The sequence below is a fragment of the Nocardia barduliensis genome, from assembly GCF_013315795.1.
In the GTDB taxonomy this organism is placed as follows: Bacteria; Actinomycetota; Actinomycetes; order Mycobacteriales; family Mycobacteriaceae; genus Nocardia; species Nocardia barduliensis.
The window spans coordinates 39,937-59,981 of sequence record NZ_JABLTE010000046.1 but is presented as its reverse complement, the minus strand read 5'-3'; the positions used below and the strand labels follow the sequence as shown (position 1 = coordinate 59,981).

General features: G+C 69.4%; 22 protein-coding genes and 1 pseudogene. 13 read left to right on the top strand and 10 right to left on the bottom strand.

What is annotated here, in order from left to right; all coding sequences use genetic code 11:
* From HOV91_RS20770 to HOV91_RS20745, 6 genes and pseudogenes are all read left to right on the top strand, one after another.
* A pseudogene (locus HOV91_RS20770) lies at positions 1–451 on the top strand (sensor histidine kinase); the annotation flags it as partial.
* Positions 448–858, top strand: coding sequence for a roadblock/LC7 domain-containing protein (locus HOV91_RS20765; protein WP_043732054.1), 411 nt, complete (start codon positions 448–450; stop codon positions 856–858). The pseudogene HOV91_RS20770 and the gene HOV91_RS20765, both read left to right, overlap by 4 nt.
* Positions 859–865: 7 nt before the next feature.
* Positions 866–1,237, top strand: coding sequence for a DUF742 domain-containing protein (locus HOV91_RS20760; protein WP_040782732.1), 372 nt, complete (start codon positions 866–868; stop codon positions 1,235–1,237).
* 34 nt (positions 1,238–1,271) lie between these two features.
* Positions 1,272–1,895, top strand: a complete 624-nt coding sequence (locus tag HOV91_RS20755; protein ID WP_051046937.1) for a GTP-binding protein — start codon at positions 1,272–1,274, stop codon at positions 1,893–1,895.
* Positions 1,888–2,697 (top strand): MHYT domain-containing protein, encoded by an 810-nt coding sequence (locus tag HOV91_RS20750; protein WP_174187060.1) that lies wholly within the window; start codon positions 1,888–1,890, stop codon positions 2,695–2,697. Before HOV91_RS20755 ends, HOV91_RS20750 begins: the two co-directional genes overlap by 8 nt.
* Positions 2,698–2,852: 155 nt before the next feature.
* The gene (locus HOV91_RS20745; RefSeq protein WP_174187059.1) at positions 2,853–3,902 is read left to right on the top strand and encodes a DUF1906 domain-containing protein; all 1,050 of its coding nucleotides are present in this window, start codon (positions 2,853–2,855) and stop codon (positions 3,900–3,902) included.
* 623 nt (positions 3,903–4,525) lie between these two features.
* Here the strand turns inward: HOV91_RS20745 and rpmF are convergent.
* Genes rpmF through mrf form a run of 3 tightly spaced genes read right to left on the bottom strand, consistent with a single transcriptional unit; the run spans position 4,526 to position 6,310 of the window.
* Complete coding sequence (gene rpmF / locus HOV91_RS20740) at positions 4,526–4,699, bottom strand: 50S ribosomal protein L32 (RefSeq protein ID WP_174187058.1); 174 nt, start codon at positions 4,697–4,699, stop codon at positions 4,526–4,528.
* 1 nt (position 4,700) lies between these two features.
* Positions 4,701–4,961, bottom strand: coding sequence for a type B 50S ribosomal protein L31 (locus HOV91_RS20735; RefSeq protein ID WP_174187057.1), 261 nt, complete (start codon positions 4,959–4,961; stop codon positions 4,701–4,703).
* Positions 4,958–6,310 carry a ribosome hibernation factor-recruiting GTPase MRF gene (gene mrf, locus HOV91_RS20730; RefSeq protein ID WP_312884716.1) on the bottom strand — a complete coding sequence of 451 codons (1,353 nt, stop codon included), beginning with the start codon at positions 6,308–6,310 and terminating at the stop codon, positions 4,958–4,960. Before mrf ends, HOV91_RS20735 begins: the two co-directional genes overlap by 4 nt.
* 101 nt (positions 6,311–6,411) lie before the next feature.
* On the opposite strand from mrf, the gene rpmB reads away from it, so the two are divergent.
* The 4 genes from rpmB to rpsR are packed head-to-tail and all read left to right on the top strand — an operon-like array spanning position 6,412 to position 7,425.
* A complete protein-coding gene (gene rpmB, locus HOV91_RS20725; RefSeq protein ID WP_043697994.1) occupies positions 6,412–6,648 on the top strand; it encodes a 50S ribosomal protein L28 in 237 nt (78 codons plus the stop codon).
* Positions 6,649–6,658: 10 nt separating this feature from the next.
* On the top strand, positions 6,659–6,829 hold the full coding sequence (rpmG, locus tag HOV91_RS20720) for a 50S ribosomal protein L33 (protein WP_019049259.1): 171 nt from the start codon (positions 6,659–6,661) through the stop codon (positions 6,827–6,829).
* A gap of 1 nt (position 6,830) precedes the next feature.
* Complete coding sequence (gene rpsN / locus HOV91_RS20715; protein WP_043732067.1) at positions 6,831–7,136, top strand: 30S ribosomal protein S14; 306 nt, start codon at positions 6,831–6,833, stop codon at positions 7,134–7,136.
* A gap of 34 nt (positions 7,137–7,170) precedes the next feature.
* The gene (gene rpsR / locus HOV91_RS20710) at positions 7,171–7,425 is read left to right on the top strand and encodes a 30S ribosomal protein S18 (protein ID WP_011211513.1); all 255 of its coding nucleotides are present in this window, start codon (positions 7,171–7,173) and stop codon (positions 7,423–7,425) included.
* Between the two features lie 103 nt (positions 7,426–7,528).
* On the opposite strand, the gene HOV91_RS20705 is transcribed toward rpsR, so the two are convergent.
* Positions 7,529–8,107: a LysM peptidoglycan-binding domain-containing protein gene (locus tag HOV91_RS20705; RefSeq protein ID WP_174187056.1), complete on the bottom strand. Its 579-nt coding sequence runs from the start codon at positions 8,105–8,107 to the stop codon at positions 7,529–7,531.
* Between the two features lie 211 nt (positions 8,108–8,318).
* On the opposite strand from HOV91_RS20705, the gene HOV91_RS20700 reads away from it, so the two are divergent.
* The gene (locus tag HOV91_RS20700) at positions 8,319–8,780 is read left to right on the top strand and encodes a hypothetical protein (RefSeq protein WP_174187055.1); all 462 of its coding nucleotides are present in this window, start codon (positions 8,319–8,321) and stop codon (positions 8,778–8,780) included.
* A gap of 300 nt (positions 8,781–9,080) precedes the next feature.
* Here the strand turns inward: HOV91_RS20700 and purH are convergent, their stop codons facing one another.
* From purH to sucC, 6 genes are all read right to left on the bottom strand, one after another.
* A complete protein-coding gene (gene purH / locus HOV91_RS20695) occupies positions 9,081–10,652 on the bottom strand; it encodes a bifunctional phosphoribosylaminoimidazolecarboxamide formyltransferase/IMP cyclohydrolase (RefSeq protein ID WP_174187054.1) in 1,572 nt (523 codons plus the stop codon).
* Positions 10,649–11,305, bottom strand: a complete 657-nt coding sequence (purN, locus tag HOV91_RS20690; protein WP_174187067.1) for a phosphoribosylglycinamide formyltransferase — start codon at positions 11,303–11,305, stop codon at positions 10,649–10,651. Before purN ends, purH begins: the two co-directional genes overlap by 4 nt.
* 58 nt (positions 11,306–11,363) lie before the next feature.
* Entirely contained in the window at positions 11,364–12,863 is a 1,500-nt protein-coding gene (locus tag HOV91_RS20685) for a cell division protein PerM (RefSeq protein WP_174187053.1), read from the bottom strand.
* 93 nt (positions 12,864–12,956) lie between these two features.
* The gene (locus tag HOV91_RS20680; protein WP_174187052.1) at positions 12,957–14,027 is read right to left on the bottom strand and encodes a DUF5336 domain-containing protein; all 1,071 of its coding nucleotides are present in this window, start codon (positions 14,025–14,027) and stop codon (positions 12,957–12,959) included.
* A 430-nt stretch (positions 14,028–14,457) separates the two neighbouring features.
* Positions 14,458–15,372, bottom strand: a complete 915-nt coding sequence (gene sucD, locus HOV91_RS20675; RefSeq protein ID WP_040782761.1) for a succinate--CoA ligase subunit alpha — start codon at positions 15,370–15,372, stop codon at positions 14,458–14,460.
* A gap of 26 nt (positions 15,373–15,398) precedes the next feature.
* Positions 15,399–16,565, bottom strand: a complete 1,167-nt coding sequence (sucC, locus tag HOV91_RS20670; RefSeq protein WP_174187051.1) for an ADP-forming succinate--CoA ligase subunit beta — start codon at positions 16,563–16,565, stop codon at positions 15,399–15,401.
* A gap of 741 nt (positions 16,566–17,306) precedes the next feature.
* On the opposite strand from sucC, the gene HOV91_RS20665 reads away from it, so the two are divergent.
* Positions 17,307–18,425, top strand: a complete 1,119-nt coding sequence (locus tag HOV91_RS20665; protein WP_174187066.1) for a M23 family metallopeptidase — start codon at positions 17,307–17,309, stop codon at positions 18,423–18,425.
* Between the two features lie 231 nt (positions 18,426–18,656).
* Positions 18,657–20,036, top strand: coding sequence for a DUF1731 domain-containing protein (locus HOV91_RS20660; protein ID WP_174187050.1), 1,380 nt, complete (start codon positions 18,657–18,659; stop codon positions 20,034–20,036).
* Positions 20,037–20,045: the final 9 nt, after the last annotated feature.

Here is a 20,045-nt window from a genome sequence, read left to right as displayed (position 1 = left end):
GCAGACCACCGCCCGGTCCGGTCTTCCGATCCGGAAGCCGGCCGTACCCGCCGACCCGCCGCAGGAGGTGGCGCCGGAACCCGCGACGGTGACCTCCTCCCGGCTGCAGCCGGTCGCAGGCTCCTCCCCGACCCCGATCTACCAGCGCATGGTCTCGGAATGGCTGGTCGAGCCCTCGACCTCGCAATCGCCGGAAAGCACGTGGTCCTCGCCTGGTGACGCGGGCTGGCTGGCCGCGGAGGACGCGAGTCATCCGACCACGACGGCGCGCACCGTCGGCGGGCTGCCGATTCGCAGGCCGGGCGCCCAGTTGGTGCCCGGCGGTCTGTCGCCGGCCGATGACGCGGGCACGCGTGATCCGGAGGAAATTCGTAACAACCTGACCAGGCATCTCAGTGGGGTCCGCAGCGGGCGGGCCAATGCGCAGTACAACGACGGAGGGCTTGCATGACCAACGCGAACAACAGCACCACGGACGAGAATCTGAACTGGCTGGTCGCCCGCTTCACCCGTGATGTGCCCGGCGTTTCCCATGCGGTGCTGGTATCGGCCGACGGCTTGTTGCAGGCCACCAGTCCGCATCTGCCCAGCGATCGCGCCGAACAGCTCGCCGCCGTCACCGCAGGTCTGGCCAGTCTCTCCATGGGCGCGGCCTCGCTGTTCGACGGCGGCAAGGTCATGCAGTCGATCGTGGAGATGCAGCGCGGCTACCTGCTGGTGATGAGCGTCGGCAACGGCTCGCACCTGGCGGTGCTGGCCAACAAGTCGCACGATATCGGCCGGATCGGTTACGAGATGGCACTGCTGGTCGATCGGGTGGGTTCGGTGGTCACCGCGACCGCGCGCACCGCTGTTTGAGTGTGAGATGTCCAACCCATACGGCCCCGGACCACGACCGACCACGCGCGTCCGGCCCTACGCCCTGACCTCGGGGCGCACCGAACCCGCGATCGACCTGCCACTGGAGGCGGTCATCGAAACCTTGTCGTACACTGCACATCTCGACTGGCCGACCGGCGACATCCGCACCGAGATACTGCGACTCGGCACGCACCGGCTGTCGGTCGCGGAGATCGCGGCACATCTGGACCGCCCGCTGGGCATGGTCCGAGTGGTGATCGGCGACCTCGTCGTCGACGGCACCATGCGCGTGCATTCGACCCTGACCGAAGAGGCGAGCTATGACGAGCGCCGTTCCCTGATGGAGAGGACATTGCGTGGACTCCGCGCCCTATAGGAATCTGGGGCCCAGTGGACACCCCGGGCCAAGTGTGAATCCCGGACCGGGAAGCGCCCCCGGGCCGGACGGCTTCGAGAACCGGGTCGCCTCGACGAAGATCGTCGTCGCGGGCGGCTTCGGCGCGGGCAAGACCACGTTCGTCGGCGCGGTGTCGGAGATCGTTCCGCTGCGCACCGAGGCGATGGTTACCCGCTACTCCGACGGCATCGACGATCTCGCCGAGACGCCGGAGAAGGAGACCACCACGGTCGCCATGGATTTCGGCCGGATCATCCTGCCGGGCAATCTGGTGCTCTATCTGTTCGGTACGCCGGGTCAGCGGCGGTTCTGGTTCATGTGGGACGACCTGATCCGCGGCGCGATCGGCGCCGTGGTGCTGATCGACACCCGGCGGCTGGAGGACAGCTTCGCCGCGGTGGACTTCTTCGAGGCGCGCAAGCTGCCGTTCCTGATCGCGGTCAACCGCTTCCCGGACGCGCCGCGCTTCCCCATCGCCGAACTGCGCGAGGCCCTTTCGGTACGCGAGGGCGTGCCGATCGTGGACATCGACGCGCGCAATGCGATCGAGGTGCGCCAAGCGCTCGCCGCGGTCACCGAGTACGCGATCGCCCAGCTGAAGGCCAGCGAACTGGAAGGAACAGCGCGGCATGCGTGAGGTCGCGGTGCTGGCCGCCGGTGGTGGCGCGGGAACGTCCGTCGACCAGTTCGCCCTCGGCTATTGGCTGGTCGGGCTGTCGCTGGGCATCTCGGTGCTGGGCGCGGTGGTCGGGCTCGCCTGCATCCTGCACGGCGCGCGCTCGGTCCAGTTCCGGCTGGTCTGGCTGGTCTCGGCCGCGATATCGCTCGGCGGCGTCGGAGCGTGGCTGGCCACGTCGGTGGCCATACTCGGCCTGAAAGTGCCGGGCAGCGCGATGCGTTACGACACGGGCAGACTGGTCGCGGCTCTGGTGGTGTCGATTGTCTCGGTCTTCGCCGCGCTGCTGATCATCGGACGCACACCGCGGCTGACGCTGCTGCTGCCCGGCGGCGCGGTGCTCGGGCTCGGCATCGGCGTCACGCACTACCTCGGCATCGGCTCCCTGAAGATCCAGGGGTCGGTCGGCGCGACGATGTGGCTGATCGTGGTCTCCGCCGTGATCGGGGTGATCACCGCGACCGCGACGCTGTGGTTGTTCCAGACGATGCGCTTTCCGCTGGCCCGCGCGGCGACGGTGCTGCTGTTCGGCGTCGGCGTGACCGCTACCTATTACACCGCGCTCGCCGCGTTGCACTTCGACGTGAACCGATCGGCGAAGGTGCCCGATGGCGTGGAGTTGTTCGACTTCGTGTTCCCCATGTTCGTCATCGGGCTGCTGGCCCTGACGGTGCCGATCTCCGCCGTGCTCATCGCGCCGGACCGGCGTGAGCTGGCCGGGCCGCCGAAGGTTCGCCGGCCGAAGCTGGAGGCCGTCCGCTGATCCGAGTCCCGGATGGGCGAGCAGCGCCGCCGGGTATCCGGGTTCCCGGTGCGCGGTGCGCCTCCTCCGCCGTTTTCCGCTGAGCGATCCCCCCGCGCGCCCCGGATTCGGCGATGGCCCGGATTCACCCGCCCGGCCGATTTACAGTGGAGGCCATGCGTTTCGGTCTGGACTACGCGGCTGGACGCCCGGGGGGCGCGGCGATCCGGGCGGCGGGGTTCGATTTCGTGGTGCGCTACCTGTCCGACGGTGGCCCGAGTCTGCCCGGCAAATTGCTCACCCCCGCCGAGGCGAACGATTTGCGGGCGCACGGCGTCTCGATCGTGTCGAATTGGGAGACCACGGCCGCGCGGATGCTGGACGGCTACGGCGCGGGCATCGTGGACGCGCGCGCCGGCCTCGCTCAGGTCCTGCGCTGCGGCGGACGGGTCGACCGGCCGATCTACTTCTCCGCGGACTTCGACGCAGCACCACAGCACCAACTGCCCATCAACGCCTACCTGGACGGGGCGGCGACGGTGCTCGGCCGGGCGAACGTCGGTGTCTACGGCGGGTACTGGCCGGTCAGTCGTGCGCTGGACGCCGGGCACGCGACGTGGGCCTGGCAGACCGACGCCTGGTCGGGCACGAACGTGGAGGCCAGGCGCGCCATTCACCAGACACTGCGCCAAGTGACGGTCGGCGGCGTGCGCTGTGACGTGAACGAGGCCGAGACGACCGATTTCGGCCAGTGGGATTTCGTGGGACGGGAGGATCCGGACGTGACGCCGGAACAAGAGGCAGTGCTGCGCGACATCCAGATTCAGCTGCGCGGGCCGGGGTTGTCGGGCTGGCCGCAGCTGGGCGCCGACGCGGACGGCCGGAACCGTACGCTGGTGGACGGTTTGGCCGCCGCGCTGGCGCGCATCGCCGCATTGGAACGCGAATCCGCCGAGTTGCGAACGCAAGTAGGCGAATTGCGGACCGAGATCAGCGAACTGGAGGCGACGACGGCCGAGCTGGCCGAGCAGGTGCAGCGCTGGAACGGGCGGCACTGGCCGTGGCCGCTGTCGCTGATCGAGGGCCCCGCGGCGCTGGTCGGCGAGCAGTTGGCGCGCCTGGAGGCGCTGTTGCCGGATCTTCCCGGACTGCCGGGGCACGACGGTGGCGTGCGGCGCGCCGTGCGCGACGACGACGGGCCGGCCGAGTTGACCTCGAAAAACTGAGCCGCACATCGGCGCGGCCGAAGGAGCGCGGAGTCCGGAAGGGCGACAGGGAAATCGGAGAGCGGCGACCCGCGAAACGCCCACAGAGTGGCGATGAGCGGGTTCCCCTGGAAACCAGGAGAACCCGCCCTCGAGCACGAGGGTACCTCCCTCCGCCCGCGAGCGCATCATTTTCCGCCCACTTTTCACGGTTCAAAAACCAACCGTCAGTGCGAATTTCATCGCATGGCTATCCGGTCGCAATCGCGCTTGGCGCAATAGTGCGACGTGATGCAGAGCACACCAATAGCTGATCATTAGCTATAGCGGCCATGGGCGGCCCGAAAACTTTCATGCAGAGCCCCCCACGTGCCCGTTTTCGGACGATCGACCAGTATCCGGCGTGTCCGTCTGCCCACCAGTAGCCGGCGAGCTATCGTCGGCGGACGCGCGGCAGCCGCCGAGCCCCCGAGGCTCGGGACGAGCAACCGCACCGCGGTTCGGTGACCACGGCCGCCGCCAGGCAGTTCGCATCACCGCCGCACTCGCCGAACACGCAGGTCGACGCGAAACCGCGCGAAGCGGGGCCGATCCGGTTCGCACCGGCGGCCCCGCTCACGCTTCGATGGTTCCGGACGCCCGGCTCAGAGCCGCTCGACGTCGATCAGACCGCGCCGCACGGCCGCGACCAACCTGCGCGGCACCTTGTGCACGACGCCCGCGACGGTCACGGGCACCAGGTCCACCGGTGCGGCCTTCCAGTTCGACCGGCGGCTGCGGGTGTTCGACCGCGACATCCTCCGCTTCGGTACCGCCATATCAGGAGTCCTTCCGTGCGCGCTTGCCGTATTTGCGTTCGAACTTCTCCACCCGGCCCTGGGAGTCCAGCACGCGGTGCGCGCCGGTCCAGAACGGGTGCGAGTCGGCGGTGACGTCCACCATCAGCAGTGGGTAGGTGTTGCCGTCGGTCCACTCCACGGTGCGTGCGCTGGTGGCCGTGGACCGGGTGAGGAATCGCTTGCCGGTGCCCGCGTCCTCGAAGACCACCGGGTGGTAGTCCGGATGGATCCCCTTCTTCATTTCGCCTCTCCTCTCGGGCTTTTCGCGTCTTCCACGGGTTGCCCCGCCGCCTCGTCGCCGGCGCACGGGTCGGCATGCCAGTCGCCGAAGGGGTCGTCCCACAGGGCCACTCGCTCCGGCGCGCGCTCGACCAAGCGCAGTTCGTCGTCCTCCACCAGCGCCCAGTGCAGCGCTTCGCGGATCTCCGCCGGATCGGCCTCGTGCACCAGGATCGACAGCGAGATGTCCCGATCGCCGAACCGGTCGTCCCAGCGCAGGGCCGCCATCGCGCGGCGCTCCGGGTCCGCCTCGGCCAGTTCGGCTTCCGACATCGCGGCCAGCCAGCGCCCCGCGCCGCCCACCCGCAGACCACCACCGGCGGATTCCAGCCACACCACCTCGTCGGGCTGGGTGGCCAGCCAGACTCGCCCGCGCGCGGTCACCACGCCGTCGAGCAGCATGTCGAGCGCCTCGTGCAAGCGAGCGGGATGGAACGGTCGCGCCGCGGCGAACTCCACGAGTTCGACGCCGCAGTCGGCGGTCAAGGGGGGCAGGCCGCGCAGCAGCGGCGCGTGCGCGTCGAAGACCCTGCCGCGCCGCGAATCGGCGGGGACGCGGGCCAGCAGCGTCTCGACCAGGGCCGGTGTGAGCCGGGACAGCTCGTCCACCCAGGCGATCGGCGCACCGGGGACCAGCCTGGCCAGTACCGCGGCCAGCTTGGCCCGGTCGGCCTGCGCGTCGGCCGGCAGCGCTCCGGGCGCGTCCACGGCGCCGAGGGCAATGACGGCATCGGCGAAATCGACCTGGCCGACGGCGACCTGCGCCACCGTGCGGTCGTCCTCGGCAGCGGCCAGGCCGCGCTCGGCGAGCGTCTGCTCTCCCGTCGCGTCGGCGAGCCAGGAGTCGGCGTCCAGGCAGGTCAGGACCGCGTCCACCCGCACATCACGCCCGGCGGGGCCGTCCACTCGCCCGTGCACGTCCGCGACAACGACGTGCTCGATGGCGTGGCACACCGCTTCGGCCTCGAAGGCCGGGTCCAGCGCGAGCACGATGCGCTCGACCGACTCGCGCCGGGCGAGCGTGCACAGCAGCGGGAGCAGATCCATCCGCAGCGTGCAGGACACGCAACCGTGCGCGAGCTCCAGCACCGCCGAGGTCTCCTGGGTCGCGGTGCGCACCGTGCGGTGCACGATGCCTTCGCGCAGCTGGGTCAGGTCGTGCCGGACCACGACGGTGCCCGGTGCCATGCCCAGCACCGCGGCCGCGCGATCCACGCCCGCCGCGGCGAGTCCGGCGAAACCGGCGAGCGCCACCACGGGCGTCCTGCGGTCGGACTCGGGTGGGACCGTAGTGGAATCAGGCGCAGCCACCGAGAACCCCTTTCAGTAACGATTTTCATTTGCTGTAGTGCGACGGTACATTGTCGAACAGCCATTGTCGAAAATGATTGTCATCTACTGGAGGAGCCCGCATGTCGGCCCACTGCCAGGTCACCGGGCGCAAGCCCGGCTTCGGCAAGTCCGTGTCGCACTCGCACAAGCGGACCAGCCGCCGCTGGAACCCCAACGTCCAGCGCAAGACCTACTACCTGCCCAGCGAAGGCCGGCGCGTCACGCTGACCGTCTCCGCCAAGGGCATCAAGACCATCGACCGGGACGGCATCGAGGCCGTGGTGGCCCGCATCCGGGCCCGCGGCGACAAGATCTGAGGAGCGACCCATGGCGTCGAAATCGACCGACATCCGCCCGATCGTCAAGCTGAAGTCCACCGCGGGCACCGGGTACACCTACGTGACCCGTAAGAACCGCCGCAACGACCCCGACCGCCTGGTCCTGCGCAAGTACGATCCGGTGGTGCGCAAGCACGTCGACTTCCGCGAGGAGCGCTGAGATGGCCAAGAAATCGAAGATCGCGCGCGACCAGCAGCGCCGGGCGATCGTGGCACGCTACGCCGCACGCCGCGCCGAACTCAAGGAGCTCATCCGGAAGCCGGGCACGCCGGAGGGCGAGCGGGCGGCCGCCGAGGCCGAACTGCGACGACAGCCGCGCGATGCCAGTCCGGTACGATTGCGCAATCGGGACGCCGCCGACGGACGACCGCGCGGTCATCTCCGGAAGTTCGGACTCTCCCGTGTGCGTGTGCGCGAGATGGCCCACCGTGGCGAGCTGCCCGGTGTGCACAAATCGAGCTGGTAGACAACCACTGTTCTCGTGAGAAGGAACTCGTCATATGGCAGTCAAGCGAGCACCGTCGAAGAAGGTTCGCGCCGAGCAGGCCCGCCGTCCGAAGAAGAACCCGCTCATCGCCGCCGGCATCGAGACGGTCGACTACAAAGACGTGAACCTGCTGCGTACGTTCATCTCCGATCGCGGCAAGATCCGCAGCCGCCGGGTCACCGGGCTCACCCCGCAGCAGCAGCGCCAGGTCGCAGTCGCGGTGAAGAACGCCCGTGAGATGGCGCTGCTGCCGTTCACCAGCCGCTAGGCCGTTCACCAGCCGCCAGGCGCGGCGCGCCACGAGCGAAACGAAGAAGACCCCCGAGGCGTGCGCACCGGGGGTCTTCGTCGTCGCTACCGAGCAGACCGGCTCACGGGATGGTCAGCACCTGGCCGGGGTTGATCGCGTCCGGGTCCGGGATGCCGCTGGCGTCCGCGATCTCCTGGTACCGGTTGCCGTCACCGTAGAAGCGCTCGGCGATCGCCCACAGGGTGTCGCCGGGCTCGACGGTGTAGGTGCGCGGCTCGGGAGCCGGCGGCGGGGGCGGCACCTCCTCGGCGGCCGGAGCCGCGACCTGCTCCTGGACCGGTTCCGGCTCCGGGGCCGGCAGCGGGGTGTCGGTCTGGGTGCCGGAAGCCCACAGCGCGCTGCCGTCCGCGCCGTACAGCACGACGTTGCGATCGGCCTGCACCACCAGCCGATCGGCCGCCTGGCCGTTGGTCTCGGTGGCCCACGCCGCGCCGTCGCCCTTGTAGAGGACGAAGTTGCCGTCGTCCTGCAGCACGGCGCGCTCCACGCCTTGATCGTGCGTCTGCGTCGCCCACACCACATTTCCGCCCGGTTCGGACAGCACCAGATTGCCGTCGTCCTGCAGAGTGAGGGTGTAGGCCCCGCCCTGGAGGGACTGGCCCCGTCCGAGTTCTTCGCCTACGCGCAACGTGTCGACCACGATGATTCCTTTCCGGAAAAGCTGGTAGAGCATCCGACATGGGTCCGCGCCGCGACGCTCTGGCGCGCACCCCCGCCGAACTTACTGTGCGCGAAGGGTTTCCGAAGCGATTACGCGCACGGTTCGCGGAACGTTCACTGTGCGGTTCGTCTCGGCGCACGACGCACCTGGGGCGCGCTATGAGCAGGAACGCCGAAGCTAGGGTGTCGGTATGGATCGGAACCGGGCCGGACGCGCCGTCACAGCTGTCGCCGTAGTGCTCGCCTGTCTCACCGCAACGGGCTGCGGCGACTCGGACGAGAAGGGGGCAGGGCCGGACGCGAGCGCCACGACGAGCGCCGCGCCCCGCACGCCGATCGAGGACCCCCGCGGCAACGAGGGCAAACCCTTCACCGCCGATCCGACCATCGTCGGCGCGCACCCGATCCCATTCCAGTCGTGGACTCGGTTGGCGGACAACAAGATAGCGGTCAATTTCGAAACCGGGTCGCCGGAGTGCTACGGCGTGGACGCCACCGTCACCGAATCGGCTTCCACGGTCACGATCGAACTGCGTTCGGGCAGCCGCGCCGAGGCGGTCGGCCGGATGTGCACGATGGTCGCGGTCTTCGGGACCCTGGAGGTGCCGCTGAAGGAACCGCTGGGCAACCGCACGGTACTCAGCGCGGTCTAGGACGCCGCGCGGCACGCTCAGGACCGCGCACGGCCCCGGCTCGCCCCGGACCGCCTACCTCGCAGCCGAGTAGCTGCCGACTTGCGACCGGCCGCCGTGGTGGCTGAACATTTCGAGCTGGTGGTGGCTTTCGGCGCTCTGTCGCCGAAGAACGCGGCGGGGTCGCCGGGCGGTGTCTCGCGGCAGTCCGAGCCGTGGATGCGAGACATACTGCGCCACTGCGTGTTCCACCAACCGTCGCGGAAACCGCGAACGCCGCGTCGGACCATCGATCCGACGCGGCGTTTCGGCACCACGGTCTCAGTGGGCGAAGTGGCGGGCTCCGGTGAGATAGAGCGTGACGCCGGCCTCGCGAGCGAGGTCGATGGTCTCCTGGTCGCGCACCGAACCGCCGGGCTGCACGATGGCGCGGACACCGGCCTGGATCAGCGTCTGCGGACCGTCCGGGAACGGGAAGTAGGCGTCCGAGGCCGCCACCGAGCCCTTGGCGCGGTCACCGGCCCGCTGCACCGCGAGACCGACCGCGTCCACCCGGTTGACCTGCCCCATGCCGACACCCACCGAAGCGCCGTCGTGCGCGAGCAGGATCGCGTTGGACTTCACGGCCCGGCACGCGCGCCAGGCGAACGCCAGATCGGCGAGGGTTTCCGCGTCGGCGGGCTCGCCCGCGGCCAAGGTCCAGCCGGCCGGGTCGTCGCCCGCGGCGTCCAGCACGTCACGCTGCTGCAGCAGGACGCCGCCGCTGATCGGCCGCAGTTCCGCGCCCGCGCGGCGGGGCGGCTCGGCGACGAGGATGCGCACGTTCTTCTTGCGCTGCAACACCTCCACCGCGCCGTCGGCGTAGGACGGGGCGACGATCACCTCGGTGAAGATCTCGGCGACCTGCTCGGCCATCTCCACGGTGACCTCGCGGTTCGCCGCGATCACCCCACCGAACGCGCTGACCGGGTCGCAGGCGTGCGCCTTGCGGTGCGCGGCGGCGATGTCGGCGCCGAGGGCGATGCCGCACGGGTTGGCGTGCTTGATGATCGCGACGGCCGGAGCCTCGTGGTCGAAGGCGGCGCGCCAGGCCGCGTCGGCGTCGACGTAGTTGTTGTACGACATCTCCTTGCCGTGCAACTGCCGCGCCTGGGCCAGCCCGAGGCTGCCGTCGCCGCTGGTGTACAGCGCGGCGGCCTGATGCGGGTTCTCGCCGTAGCGCAACACCGCCGACCGCTCCCAGGTGCCGCCGAGCCATTCGGGGAACCGGATCGCCGCGTCTTCGTCGGGGTTCTCGGCGATCAGCACATTCGACATCCAGCTGGCGACCGCGACGTCATAACTCGCGGTGTGCTGGAACGCCTTCGCGGCCAACGCCGTCCGCTCGGCCAGCGTGAAGCCGCCGGACTTCACCGCGGCGAGCACGTCGTCGTAATCACCACTGTCCACGACCACCGCCACCGAGGGGTGGTTCTTCGCTGCGGCGCGCACCATCGACGGCCCGCCGATATCGATCTGCTCCACGCACTCGTCAGGGGTGGCGCCGCCGGCGACGGTCTGGGTGAAGGGGTAGAGGTTCACCACTACCAGCTGAAACGCCTCCACGCCCAGCTCGGCCAGCTGGTCGACGTGCTTTTGCTTGCGCGAGTCGGCCAGGATGCCCGCGTGCACCCGGGGATGCAGCGTCTTCACCCTGCCGTCGAGGGTCTCCGGGAAACCGGTCAGGTCTTCGACCTTGGTCACCGGGATGCCCGCGTCGGCGATCCGGCCCGCGGTGGACCCGGTCGAGACCAGCTCGATGCCGGCGGCGTGCAGACCGGTCGCGAGCTCCACGAGCCCCGTCTTGTCGTAGACGCTCACCAGCGCCCTGCTGATCGGCTTGCGTTCACTCACCGGAGAACTCGCTCATCTGGGATAACTGCCTTTCGTCCGTCGGAGACAATGCCTCGCGTCGCGACGGCGGCGACGACCTCCGCCAGCAACCGTCGCTCGACAACCTTGATGCGCTCGTGCAGGGTGGCCTCGTCGTCACCCGGCAGCACCGGCACCGCCTCCTGCGCCAGGATCGGCCCGGTGTCCACGCCCTCGTCCACCAGGTGCACCGTGCAGCCGGTGACCCGCGCTCCGTAGGCGAGCGCGTCACGCACACCGTGCGCGCCGGGGAAGGCGGGCAGCAGGGCGGGGTGGGTGTTGATGATCCGGCCGCCGAACCGGTCCAGGAAAGCGGGCCCGAGCAGCTTCATGAAGCCCGCCGACACTACGAGATCCGGATCGTGCGCGGCGACCGTCTCGGTGAGTTCGGCATCCCACGCGGCGCGGTCGGGAAAGTCCTTCAGCGACACGCGGAAGTGCGGCACGCCCGCGGCGTCGGCGTGCGTCGTGGCGGCGCACAACCGGTCGACGCCGACGGCGACGACCTCGGCCGGGTAGCCGGGTGCGGACGCGGCGTCCAGCAGGGCGCGCAGCAGCGAACCGGTGCCCGACGCCAGCACGACGACGGTGGCCGGCGTCGCTGCGGGCTTCCACGAGGCATGCGGAGACGTCAGCGCTCTACTCCTGCGATCGATCGGATGGCGGACGGATGCGGCACCGCCGGGTTAGAGCCTAACGACCGTCCACCCGGTCACTGTCCGGCAGGTCCGCCTCGACCACCTCGGCGTCCACGATGTCCGGGGTGGCGTGGTGGTGGTATCCGCCGCCGGTCTCGATCGCGGGCTGCTCGTCGACGAGTTCGGCGTCCAGCGGGGCCTCCAGCTCAGGCCGGTCGTAGTCGTCGTAGTAGTAGTCGTCGTCTTCGTAGTAGTCGCGGTCGTCCGCCTCGTAGTAGGCGTCGTCCTCGTCGTAGTCGTCTTCGTCGTAGTCGTCGTACGGATCGGTGTAGTCGACCGGCGGGATGCCGACGGGCACGAGGAACCAGCGCGCGAACACCAGCCCCGCGTAGCCGGGAATCGCGAGCCAGGCGAACACGATCAGGGGGAAGAGCGGCAGGTCGAGGCCGACTCGGCCGACCGTGCCGAGTTCGCCGCCCGCCACCACGCCCGCCACCGTCGACGCGAGCGCGGCCAGCGCGGCGGAGGTGAGCGTGGCCCACGGCGCGGTGATCCGGTCGGTGGAGGTACGGGCCAGGTCGAGCCCGCCGAGTACGCCGACCGCGGCGGGGACCAGCAGCAGCACCGGCCACCAGCCCGCCGCCGGGCCGGTCGGCACCGCGGTGAGCAGCGGAAAGGCCGGGATCGGGCCGCCGACCACCGAGAACACCCCGAAGGAGGCGGCGCCGATCTGCGCGCTGGAACCGACCAGCACGCCGACGGTCTGGATCGCCAGATTCGGCAGATACGCCAGCGAGAGCAACGTCAAGCCGAGGACGCCACCGGCGTTGCCCGCCGACTGGTACATCTCGCCCAGGCGCGAGATGTGCGCCAGGAAGGAGATCACCACCACCGCCGTGGCGCAGCCCAGCAGCCGCAGCACGGACCGGCCCGCGCCGTAGAGGGCGGAGACCGCCCAATCGGGCAGGCGCAGCAGCACGTACAGCTGTCGGCGGAGGCGGACGCCGATTCCGATCGCGGCGGCGAGGAGATACAGCGCCGTGACCCACGCGAAGGCCGCGAGGGTGTTCGGCGGTTGCAGCGGGAGCACACCGGAGGCGTCTTCGGTGACCGCGAGGCAGACGGAGGTGACCAGCAGCGGACCGCCCACCGCGGCGCCCACGATCCAGCCGAGATCCGCCCTGGTGCACCGCGGTTCCACGGCGCGTGCGGATTCCCGCGCGGCCAGCCAGACCAGCAGCGCGGTGGGCAACAGTGGCAGCAGCCCCAGCGAGGTCTTGCCGATCACCAGCGGAACCTGGTGCACTGCCAGCCAGGAGGCGGCGATCGCCCCGGACGCGCCCGCGAGATCGCTGCCCGAGGCGAGCAGAGCGACGAACACGAGGACCACCAGGGTGGTCAGCCCGAAGGCGGAAGGACGGCCCGCGACCGCGATGAGAACCCTGGACCGCTCCGGGGTGAGGGACAGAAACCCGGCTTCGTCCGCTTCTGAACGCGGCTGCGACGCACGCGACCCGCCGATCCGGCGGGTCGAGGAGTTTCTGGAGGAGCTCATGGCAATTCAGCGTGGCACCCTCCCCGGCGCGAACGGGTCAGGCGCGCCGCAGGCACACCGCCGCCGCACCCGGGAGGGGATGCCGCCGAGTTCTTACTTGTTGTTGTCGTCCGAGGGGCGGAACGCCTGGGTGGCGTCCGAAGCGGGATCGCCACTCTGCTCGCCGCCGAACGGCTTGTTCTGCTGGCTCGGCTGGGCCTGCTGCTGCTGCCCGTAGCCCGGGGAACCGTAGGGCGACTGCTGGCCGGACTGCTGCTGCCCGCCGAAGTGCTGGGTCACGCTCTCGTCCGGGCGCGGCTGCGCGCCGTAGGGCGAACCCGGCTGCTGGGACGTGCCGTAGGTCGTGGTCGGCTGACTCTGCTGCCCGTAGGGCGACTGCGGCTGACCGTAGGACTGGCCCGGCTGGCTCTGGCCGTAACCGGGCTGACCCTGCCCGTAAGGCGACTGCTGCTGCGCTTGGGACGGGAACTGCGGCGGAGCGGCCTGAGCGCCGTAACCGGACTGCCCGTACGGGCTCGCGCCGTAACCGGGCTGACCCGGCTGGCCCTGGCCGTAGGACTGCTGTCCGTACGACGGCTGCTGCTGGCCGAAGCCGCCCTGGCCGAAGCCGCTCGGCGCGGTGGCCGGGCGCGGCGCGGGCGCCTTGAGGATGCCCGCTTCGAACAGCGCCGCGGCGATCGCCACCGCGGCCTGCACGAAGGCCAGCACGAGCAGGATGAACGCGCCCACCTTCAGCTCGCTGCCCTCGCCGAAGTTGAACGACTGGAACAGCAGCGCGAGGAAGCCCGCGGTGGACGCCGCGGCGGCCGCGCCGATCCAGTTCTGCTTCGGCAGCAGCGACAGCCCGGCGAGCAGACCACCGAGCAGCAGCAGGCCCAGCAGCGGCGAACCGGAGGCCACCTCGAAGAGGTTGGCCGACTCCGGTCCGCTGACCCTGGTGCCGCCGAAGTCGATCGGCTTGCTGCCCAGGAACGGCAGGAAGCCGAGCAGGAAGTTGATCACGCCGAGCGCCGCTACGCCGACCACCAGGAAGAACGGCAGACCTTTGGCATCGGAACCGGTGGCGCTCGAACCTGCACTGGCGCCACCCGTCGCCGGGCTCTGGCTGGATGGCGTTGAGGGCGAGGGTGTGTTGTACCCGGAGCCCCCGGTCGGGTAGGACATGTCGTCGTCTCCTAAATCGAGTCGTACATGGTCTTCACGGCTGGATTACTTCTGACGCTACTGCACTCCAACGCCCAGGTCACCCCGCCGCGACGGCCGGGACGAGCGAGTCCGCCCACATCCCGGCAGGTCGCGGACGGTGTCCGGCCCGGAGCCCCTAGCGAGACCACCTACCGCTCACTCAAACTGTTGCCCGCGATGGCGCTTTTCACACCACGCGGGTTCTCAATAGCGGGGAATTCCTGATGACACTCCGATGAACCATCCGTCCGGCTGCCTCGTGTGGACAGAGAAGGGACGAACCCCGCTATACCTTCATTCCGCACGTGGCTGGTCCGGACGCTCGGCTACTGCCCAGCCTGAGCCCGCCGCCACACATGACGAAGGCCGCCCCCCGAATTCGGAGGCGGCCTTCGTGCGCGGGAGGAGATCAGGCGCTGATGCTGGCCTTCTCCAAGATCTCGCGAGCCAGCGCCGCGGTCTCGGACGGCGTCTTGCCGACCTTCACGCCCGCGGCCTCCAGCGCGTCCTTCTTCGCCTGGGCGGTGCCCGACGAGCCGGACACGATGGCGCCCGCGTGACCCATCGTCTTGCCCTCGGGGGCGGTGAAGCCCGCCACGTAGCCGACGACCGGCTTGGTGACGTTGGCCTTGATGTAGGCCGCGGCCCGCTCCTCGGCGTCGCCGCCGATCTCGCCGATCATCACGATCAGCTTGGTCTCCGGGTCCTTCTCGAACGCCTCGATGGCGTCGATGTGGGTGGTGCCGATGACCGGGTCGCCGCCGATGCCGATGGAGGTCGAGAAGCCGAAGTCGCGCAGCTCGTACATCATCTGGTAGGTCAGCGTGCCGGACTTGGAGACCAGGCCGATCGGGCCCTTGCCGGTGATGTTGGCCGGGGTGATGCCGACCAGCGACTCGCCCGGGGTGATGATGCCGGGGCAGTTCGGGCCGATGATCCGGGTCTTGGCGCCCTTCTCCACGTTGTAGGCCCACGCGTACGCGGTGTCCTGCACCGGGATGCCCTCGGTGATGACCACGAGCAGCGGGATCTCCGCGTCGATGGCCTCGATGATGGCGTCCTTGGCGAACTTCGGCGGCACGAACGCGATGGACACGTCGGCGCCGGTCTCCTTGATGGCCTCCGCGACGGTGCCGAACACCGGCAGCTCGACCGCGTTGCCGTCCTTGTCGGTGTGCGCGACGGTGGTGCCCGCCTTGCGCGCGTTCACACCGCCCACGATCTGGGTGCCGGCCTTCAGCATCAGCGCGGTGTGCTTGGTGCCCTCGCCGCCGGTGATGCCCTGGACGATGACCTTGGAGTCCTTGTTCAGGAAGATAGACATTTCTTTTCGTCCTTACTCGGCCGTCGTTATCGGGCGGCTGCCAGTTCGGCGGCCTTGTCGGCGCCTTCGTCCATTGTCTGCGCCAGCGTCACCAACGGGTGCGCGGCATCGACGAGGATCTTGCGGCCCTCGTCCACCCGGTTGCCGTCGAGACGGACCACCAGCGGCTTGTTCGCGTTGTCACCCAGGATCTCCAGCGCCTTCACGATGCCGTTGGCGACCGCGTCACAGGCGGTGATGCCGCCGAACACGTTGACGAACACGCTCTTGACCTGCTCGTCGTTCAGGATGACGTCCAGACCGGCGGCCATCACCTCCGCCGAGGCGCCGCCGCCGATGTCGAGGAAGTTGGCGGGCTTCACGCCGCCGTGGCCCTCGCCCGCGTAGGCGACGACGTCGAGGGTCGACATGACCAGGCCCGCGCCGTTGCCGATGATGCCGACCTCACCGTCGAGCTTGACGTAGTTGAGGTCGTTTTCCTTCGCCTTGAGTTCGAGCGGATCGGTCGCGTCCCGGTCGGCGAACGCCTCGTGCTCCGGGTGGCGGAATCCGGCGTTCTCGTCCAGGGTGACCTTGCCGTCGAGGGCGAGGATCTCGTCCTGCGGGGTGCGCACCAGCGGGTTGACCTCCACCAGGGTGGCGTCCTCGGCGACGAACACCTCCCACAGCTTCTGGATGGTCACGGCCGCGGTGTCCAGCACGTCGGCGGGCAGGTGGCCCTGCTCGGCGATCGAGCGCGCGAACGCCAGGTCGACGCCCTTGACCGCGTCGACCGGGACCTTCGCCAGCCGCTCCGGCTTGGTGGCGGCGACCTCTTCGATCTCCATACCGCCCTCGACCGAGCACATCGCCAGGTAGGTCCGGTTGGCCCGGTCCAGCAGGAAGGAGATGTAGTACTCCTCTGCGATGTCCTTGGCCTCGGCGACCAGGATCTTCTTGGTGATGTGGCCCTTGATGTCCAGGCCGATGATGTTCTGCGCGTGCGTGAGCGCGTCGTCCGGGGTGGCGGCGTACTTCACGCCACCGGCCTTGCCGCGGCCACCGGCCTTCACCTGGGACTTGATCATCACCGGCTTGCCGATTTCCGCCGCGATGGCGCGGGCGTCCTCGGCCGTGTCCGTGACGCGGCCCTCGGACGAAGGCACTCCGTGCTTAACGAAGAGCTCCTTCGCCTGATATTCGAAGAGATCCATGTACTCACCGTCTCGTCTGCGTTGTGATGACAACGTCTTTGTTGGCGGCCCGACGTCGGAAGCGGGTCGGGTCGGACTCTAATCAGTCACATGGAGGGCCAATCGGCCACGTTCATCCTAAGTGGCGCAGGTCACGGGACGGTGCCGGGAGCGGTAAAACCGCTGGCCAACGCTACTGGCGAGTAGGTTGCTGATGCCACGCCAGGTAGAGCGGCCGAACCCGGGAGCGGGCCGCGAACTACTACAAATCGTCGTTGAATGCCCTCTCCGGAGTGCCCATACCGCAGTGAGATATTCCGGGACGTTATGGTGATGAATCTCACATGTGTGTTACGGACTCGCCGCACCGCTTGTGGGCACGACATCGTTTCGTTACCGTCATTGCGGTCGATGTCACAACACGGTCACGACTAGGAGGACGGCAAGCTTGACGCAGCACAGCACTCCGCAGACGGAGAGCCGCTCCGCATTCGACCGATCGACGCCGCTGGTCAGGCGGCATCCGAGTTCCACCCGCTTCACGATGTGGCACCGCCGATGAACCACAGCTCCACCTTCGCTTCCGACGATCGCGTGCGGTCCGGACATCGTTACCGCCCCGACGACGAGCCCTTCGCCCCGGTAGGCAGGCACGCCGATCCCTCGTTCGACCAGCAGCACGCCGGGTACGAGGCCGCGCCGCAGGCGGGTTACGACTTCCACCCGCTCGGCAGCGGGTACGACTACCCGGCCGACGCGCCCGTGCACGAGCAGGGCTACGACCAGTCGGCCTACCAGAACGCGTCCTACGACAATCCCGCCGCGTCCTACGACAACTCCGGCGCGGCTTACGACAACTCCTGGGCCACGAACAACGCATGGGCCCAACAGGATTGGGTACCGCAGGACACCTGGTCCGACGGTGGCGCCTGGAACTCCGGCGACGCGTGGGCCGAAGAGGATTCCTGGACGCCCGAGGAGAAATCCTGGGCGCCCGACGAGAAACCGTGGGTGTCCGACACCGGTTGCTGGGCTCCCGAGGAATCCTGGGCCACCGAGACCAGCGCGCCCGAGGCCGTCGATCAGGAGCCGGCCGCACCCGCCGCGCCGACCGTGATTCCGGCCCGCCGTTCCTCGAACAAGCGCGGTGGCGCGCACCGCGTCCCCGCGCCGCCCGCCGCGCTCAAAGGTCGCGCCGCGGTCGCCGCCGTCGCGGCCGGTGCGGTCGTCGCGGCCGGTCAGGCGGCTTTCGCCTCGCCCGAGCAGCCGTCGCAGGCCGTCGACTACGAAGCCGCCGGACAGATCCACGAGATCGCCGCGCAGTCGATGAACGTGGCCGATCCCACGGCGGCGCCGGACTCCCCCCAGGTGCTCAACGTCTCCTCGCCCGCGCACCTCGATCAGTTCAACGACATGCTGCAGAAGGGCCAGAAGTACGCCGAGGACCTCGCGGCCCAGGAGTCCGCGAAGCTTCGCCCGCTCTTCCACAAGTTCTTCGCCGCGGGCACCTTCACCTCCGGGTTCGGCGCCCGCTGGGGCGTGCAGCATCTCGGCATCGACATCGCGGGCCCGATCGGCACCCCGATCTACGCCGTCGCCGACGGCACCGTGATCGAGGCCGGTCCCGCATCGGGCTTCGGCATGTGGGTCCGCCTGCTGCACGACGACGGCACCGTCACCATCTACGGCCACATCGATACCGCCACGGTGTCGCAGGGCCAGCGGGTGATGGCCGGCGACCAGATCGCCACGATCGGCAACCGCGGGTTCTCCACCGGTCCGCACTGCCACTTCGAGGTCTGGCTGAACGGCGTCGACAAGGTGGACCCGCTCCCCTGGCTGGCGACCCGCGGCATCAGCCTCGGCCCGCAGCGCGACTGAGCGACGCGGCCGCGTCATCAGCCCGGCGCTCGGGCACCCCGGTTCGACATCGAGCACATGTCTCGTCCGCATCGGCGTGCACGCTCGTAGCGAGATCTCGCGGAATTCCTGTTGCGCATAGCGGTTCGTCTGTCCACCGCTGATCGGCGCATTCTCGCTCAGCCGTCACGGCAGCGGTACATGACGATGCGCACGTTTCCACGACGACGGATGACGGAATAGCGTCGGTTCATGGCTCGCCGTACAACGACGTACACGCAGTTCATCGCATTGCCACCCGAACGCGTCTGGCAAGTGCTCGCCGACCCGGCGCGATGGCCGGAATGGAACCCGGATGTCACCGCCGTGCGGATCAACGGACCGGTCACCGTTGGCAGCACCGGAACGTACGTGCCGAGCGGGCGCGCCTACCGCGTTCTGCACGCGCGCACCGCCCTGCCCTTCGTCGTCGCCGCCGCGCGGACCGGGCACGAGTTCCGGATCGAGCAGCCCGGACCGCTCGGCCGAACGCGGCTGTCCTGGACGCTCACCCCACGTGACGGCGGCACCGAGTTCACTCAGCAGGTCACGTTTCTCGGCGCCTCGCCGGGCGTAGCCCGCCCCCTCGCCGCCTTCCTGGAATCCGACTGGCGCGTGCGCTGTGCCCGTCTGGCCCGAGCGGCCGGTCTGACGCCCGGTCCCGACGCGCTCACGGTGATCGTGCCGGGCGGCACCGGAGGACTCGGCAGACACGTCGCCGCCGACCTGACCTGTCGCGGCCATCGCGTGATCATCCTCACCCGCCACCGCGACCCCGAGCTGCCCTTCGACCAAGCGGAGTGGGATGGCAAGACGGTCCGCGAATGGGTTGCGGCACTGCGTAATCCCGGGCGGACCGCGATCGTCAATCTCGCGGGGAAGCTGGTCGATTGCCGTCCGACGCCGCAGAACATCGCCGAATTACGCGACAGCCGAGTCGCTTCCACCCGTGCTCTGGTCGCGGCCGCAGCCACACTCGACGCGCCGATCGACTATTGGGTACAGGCGAGCACCACCGCGATTTGGTCCGACGCGGGCGAAACCCCTTGCACCGAAAGCACTCCCCTGCCGATCGGATTACCACAGATGACCGGCGTCGCCGAACCGTGGGAACGCGCCTTCGACCCGGCCCGCGCCGCGCACTGGACCATTCTGCGCACCTCGATCGTGCTCGACCCGGACGCGCCCGCCCTTAAGCGGCTCACCCAACTCACCAAAGCGGGCCTGGGCGGTCGTGTCGGTCCCGGCGATCAGTGGTTCAGCTGGATCCACATCGAGGACTGGCTGGCGATCGTTCGTGCCGCACTCGGGCTCGACCGCTCTGTCGGGCTGCCGAACGGAATCCTGGTGGCCGCCACCGATGCTCCGGTCCGCAACCGTGAGCTGATGCGCGTCCTGCGCAAGCGCCTGCACCGGCCACCGGCGCCCCCCACACCGAAGCTCCTGCTGTCGCTCGGTGCGGTCGTCCTTCGCTCCGACCCCGCTCTCGGCCTCACCGGCCGCCACGCCACTTCGAAAGTCCTGCAGAAGGCTGGCTTCACCTTCCGCTATCCCACACTCGACAAGGCGTTGGCCGACCTGCTACCCCACTGACTGCTCGGA

Coding starts and splice junctions, on each gene's coding strand:
- HOV91_RS20765 (WP_043732054.1), top strand. CDS start 448: ATGACCAACGCGAACAACAGCACCACGGACGAGAATCTGAACTGGCTG.
- HOV91_RS20760 (WP_040782732.1), top strand. CDS start 866: ATGTCCAACCCATACGGCCCCGGACCACGACCGACCACGCGCGTCCGG.
- HOV91_RS20750 (WP_174187060.1), top strand. CDS start 1,888: ATGCGTGAGGTCGCGGTGCTGGCCGCCGGTGGTGGCGCGGGAACGTCC.
- HOV91_RS20745 (WP_174187059.1), top strand. CDS start 2,853: ATGCGTTTCGGTCTGGACTACGCGGCTGGACGCCCGGGGGGCGCGGCG.
- rpmF (WP_174187058.1), bottom strand. CDS start 4,699: ATGGCGGTACCGAAGCGGAGGATGTCGCGGTCGAACACCCGCAGCCGC.
- HOV91_RS20735 (WP_174187057.1), bottom strand. CDS start 4,961: ATGAAGAAGGGGATCCATCCGGACTACCACCCGGTGGTCTTCGAGGAC.
- rpmB (WP_043697994.1), top strand. CDS start 6,412: ATGTCGGCCCACTGCCAGGTCACCGGGCGCAAGCCCGGCTTCGGCAAG.
- rpmG (WP_019049259.1), top strand. CDS start 6,659: ATGGCGTCGAAATCGACCGACATCCGCCCGATCGTCAAGCTGAAGTCC.
- rpsN (WP_043732067.1), top strand. CDS start 6,831: ATGGCCAAGAAATCGAAGATCGCGCGCGACCAGCAGCGCCGGGCGATC.
- rpsR (WP_011211513.1), top strand. CDS start 7,171: ATGGCAGTCAAGCGAGCACCGTCGAAGAAGGTTCGCGCCGAGCAGGCC.
- HOV91_RS20700 (WP_174187055.1), top strand. CDS start 8,319: ATGGATCGGAACCGGGCCGGACGCGCCGTCACAGCTGTCGCCGTAGTG.
- HOV91_RS20685 (WP_174187053.1), bottom strand. CDS start 12,863: ATGAGCTCCTCCAGAAACTCCTCGACCCGCCGGATCGGCGGGTCGCGT.
- HOV91_RS20680 (WP_174187052.1), bottom strand. CDS start 14,027: ATGTCCTACCCGACCGGGGGCTCCGGGTACAACACACCCTCGCCCTCA.
- sucD (WP_040782761.1), bottom strand. CDS start 15,372: ATGTCTATCTTCCTGAACAAGGACTCCAAGGTCATCGTCCAGGGCATC.
- sucC (WP_174187051.1), bottom strand. CDS start 16,565: ATGGATCTCTTCGAATATCAGGCGAAGGAGCTCTTCGTTAAGCACGGA.
- HOV91_RS20660 (WP_174187050.1), top strand. CDS start 18,657: ATGGCTCGCCGTACAACGACGTACACGCAGTTCATCGCATTGCCACCC.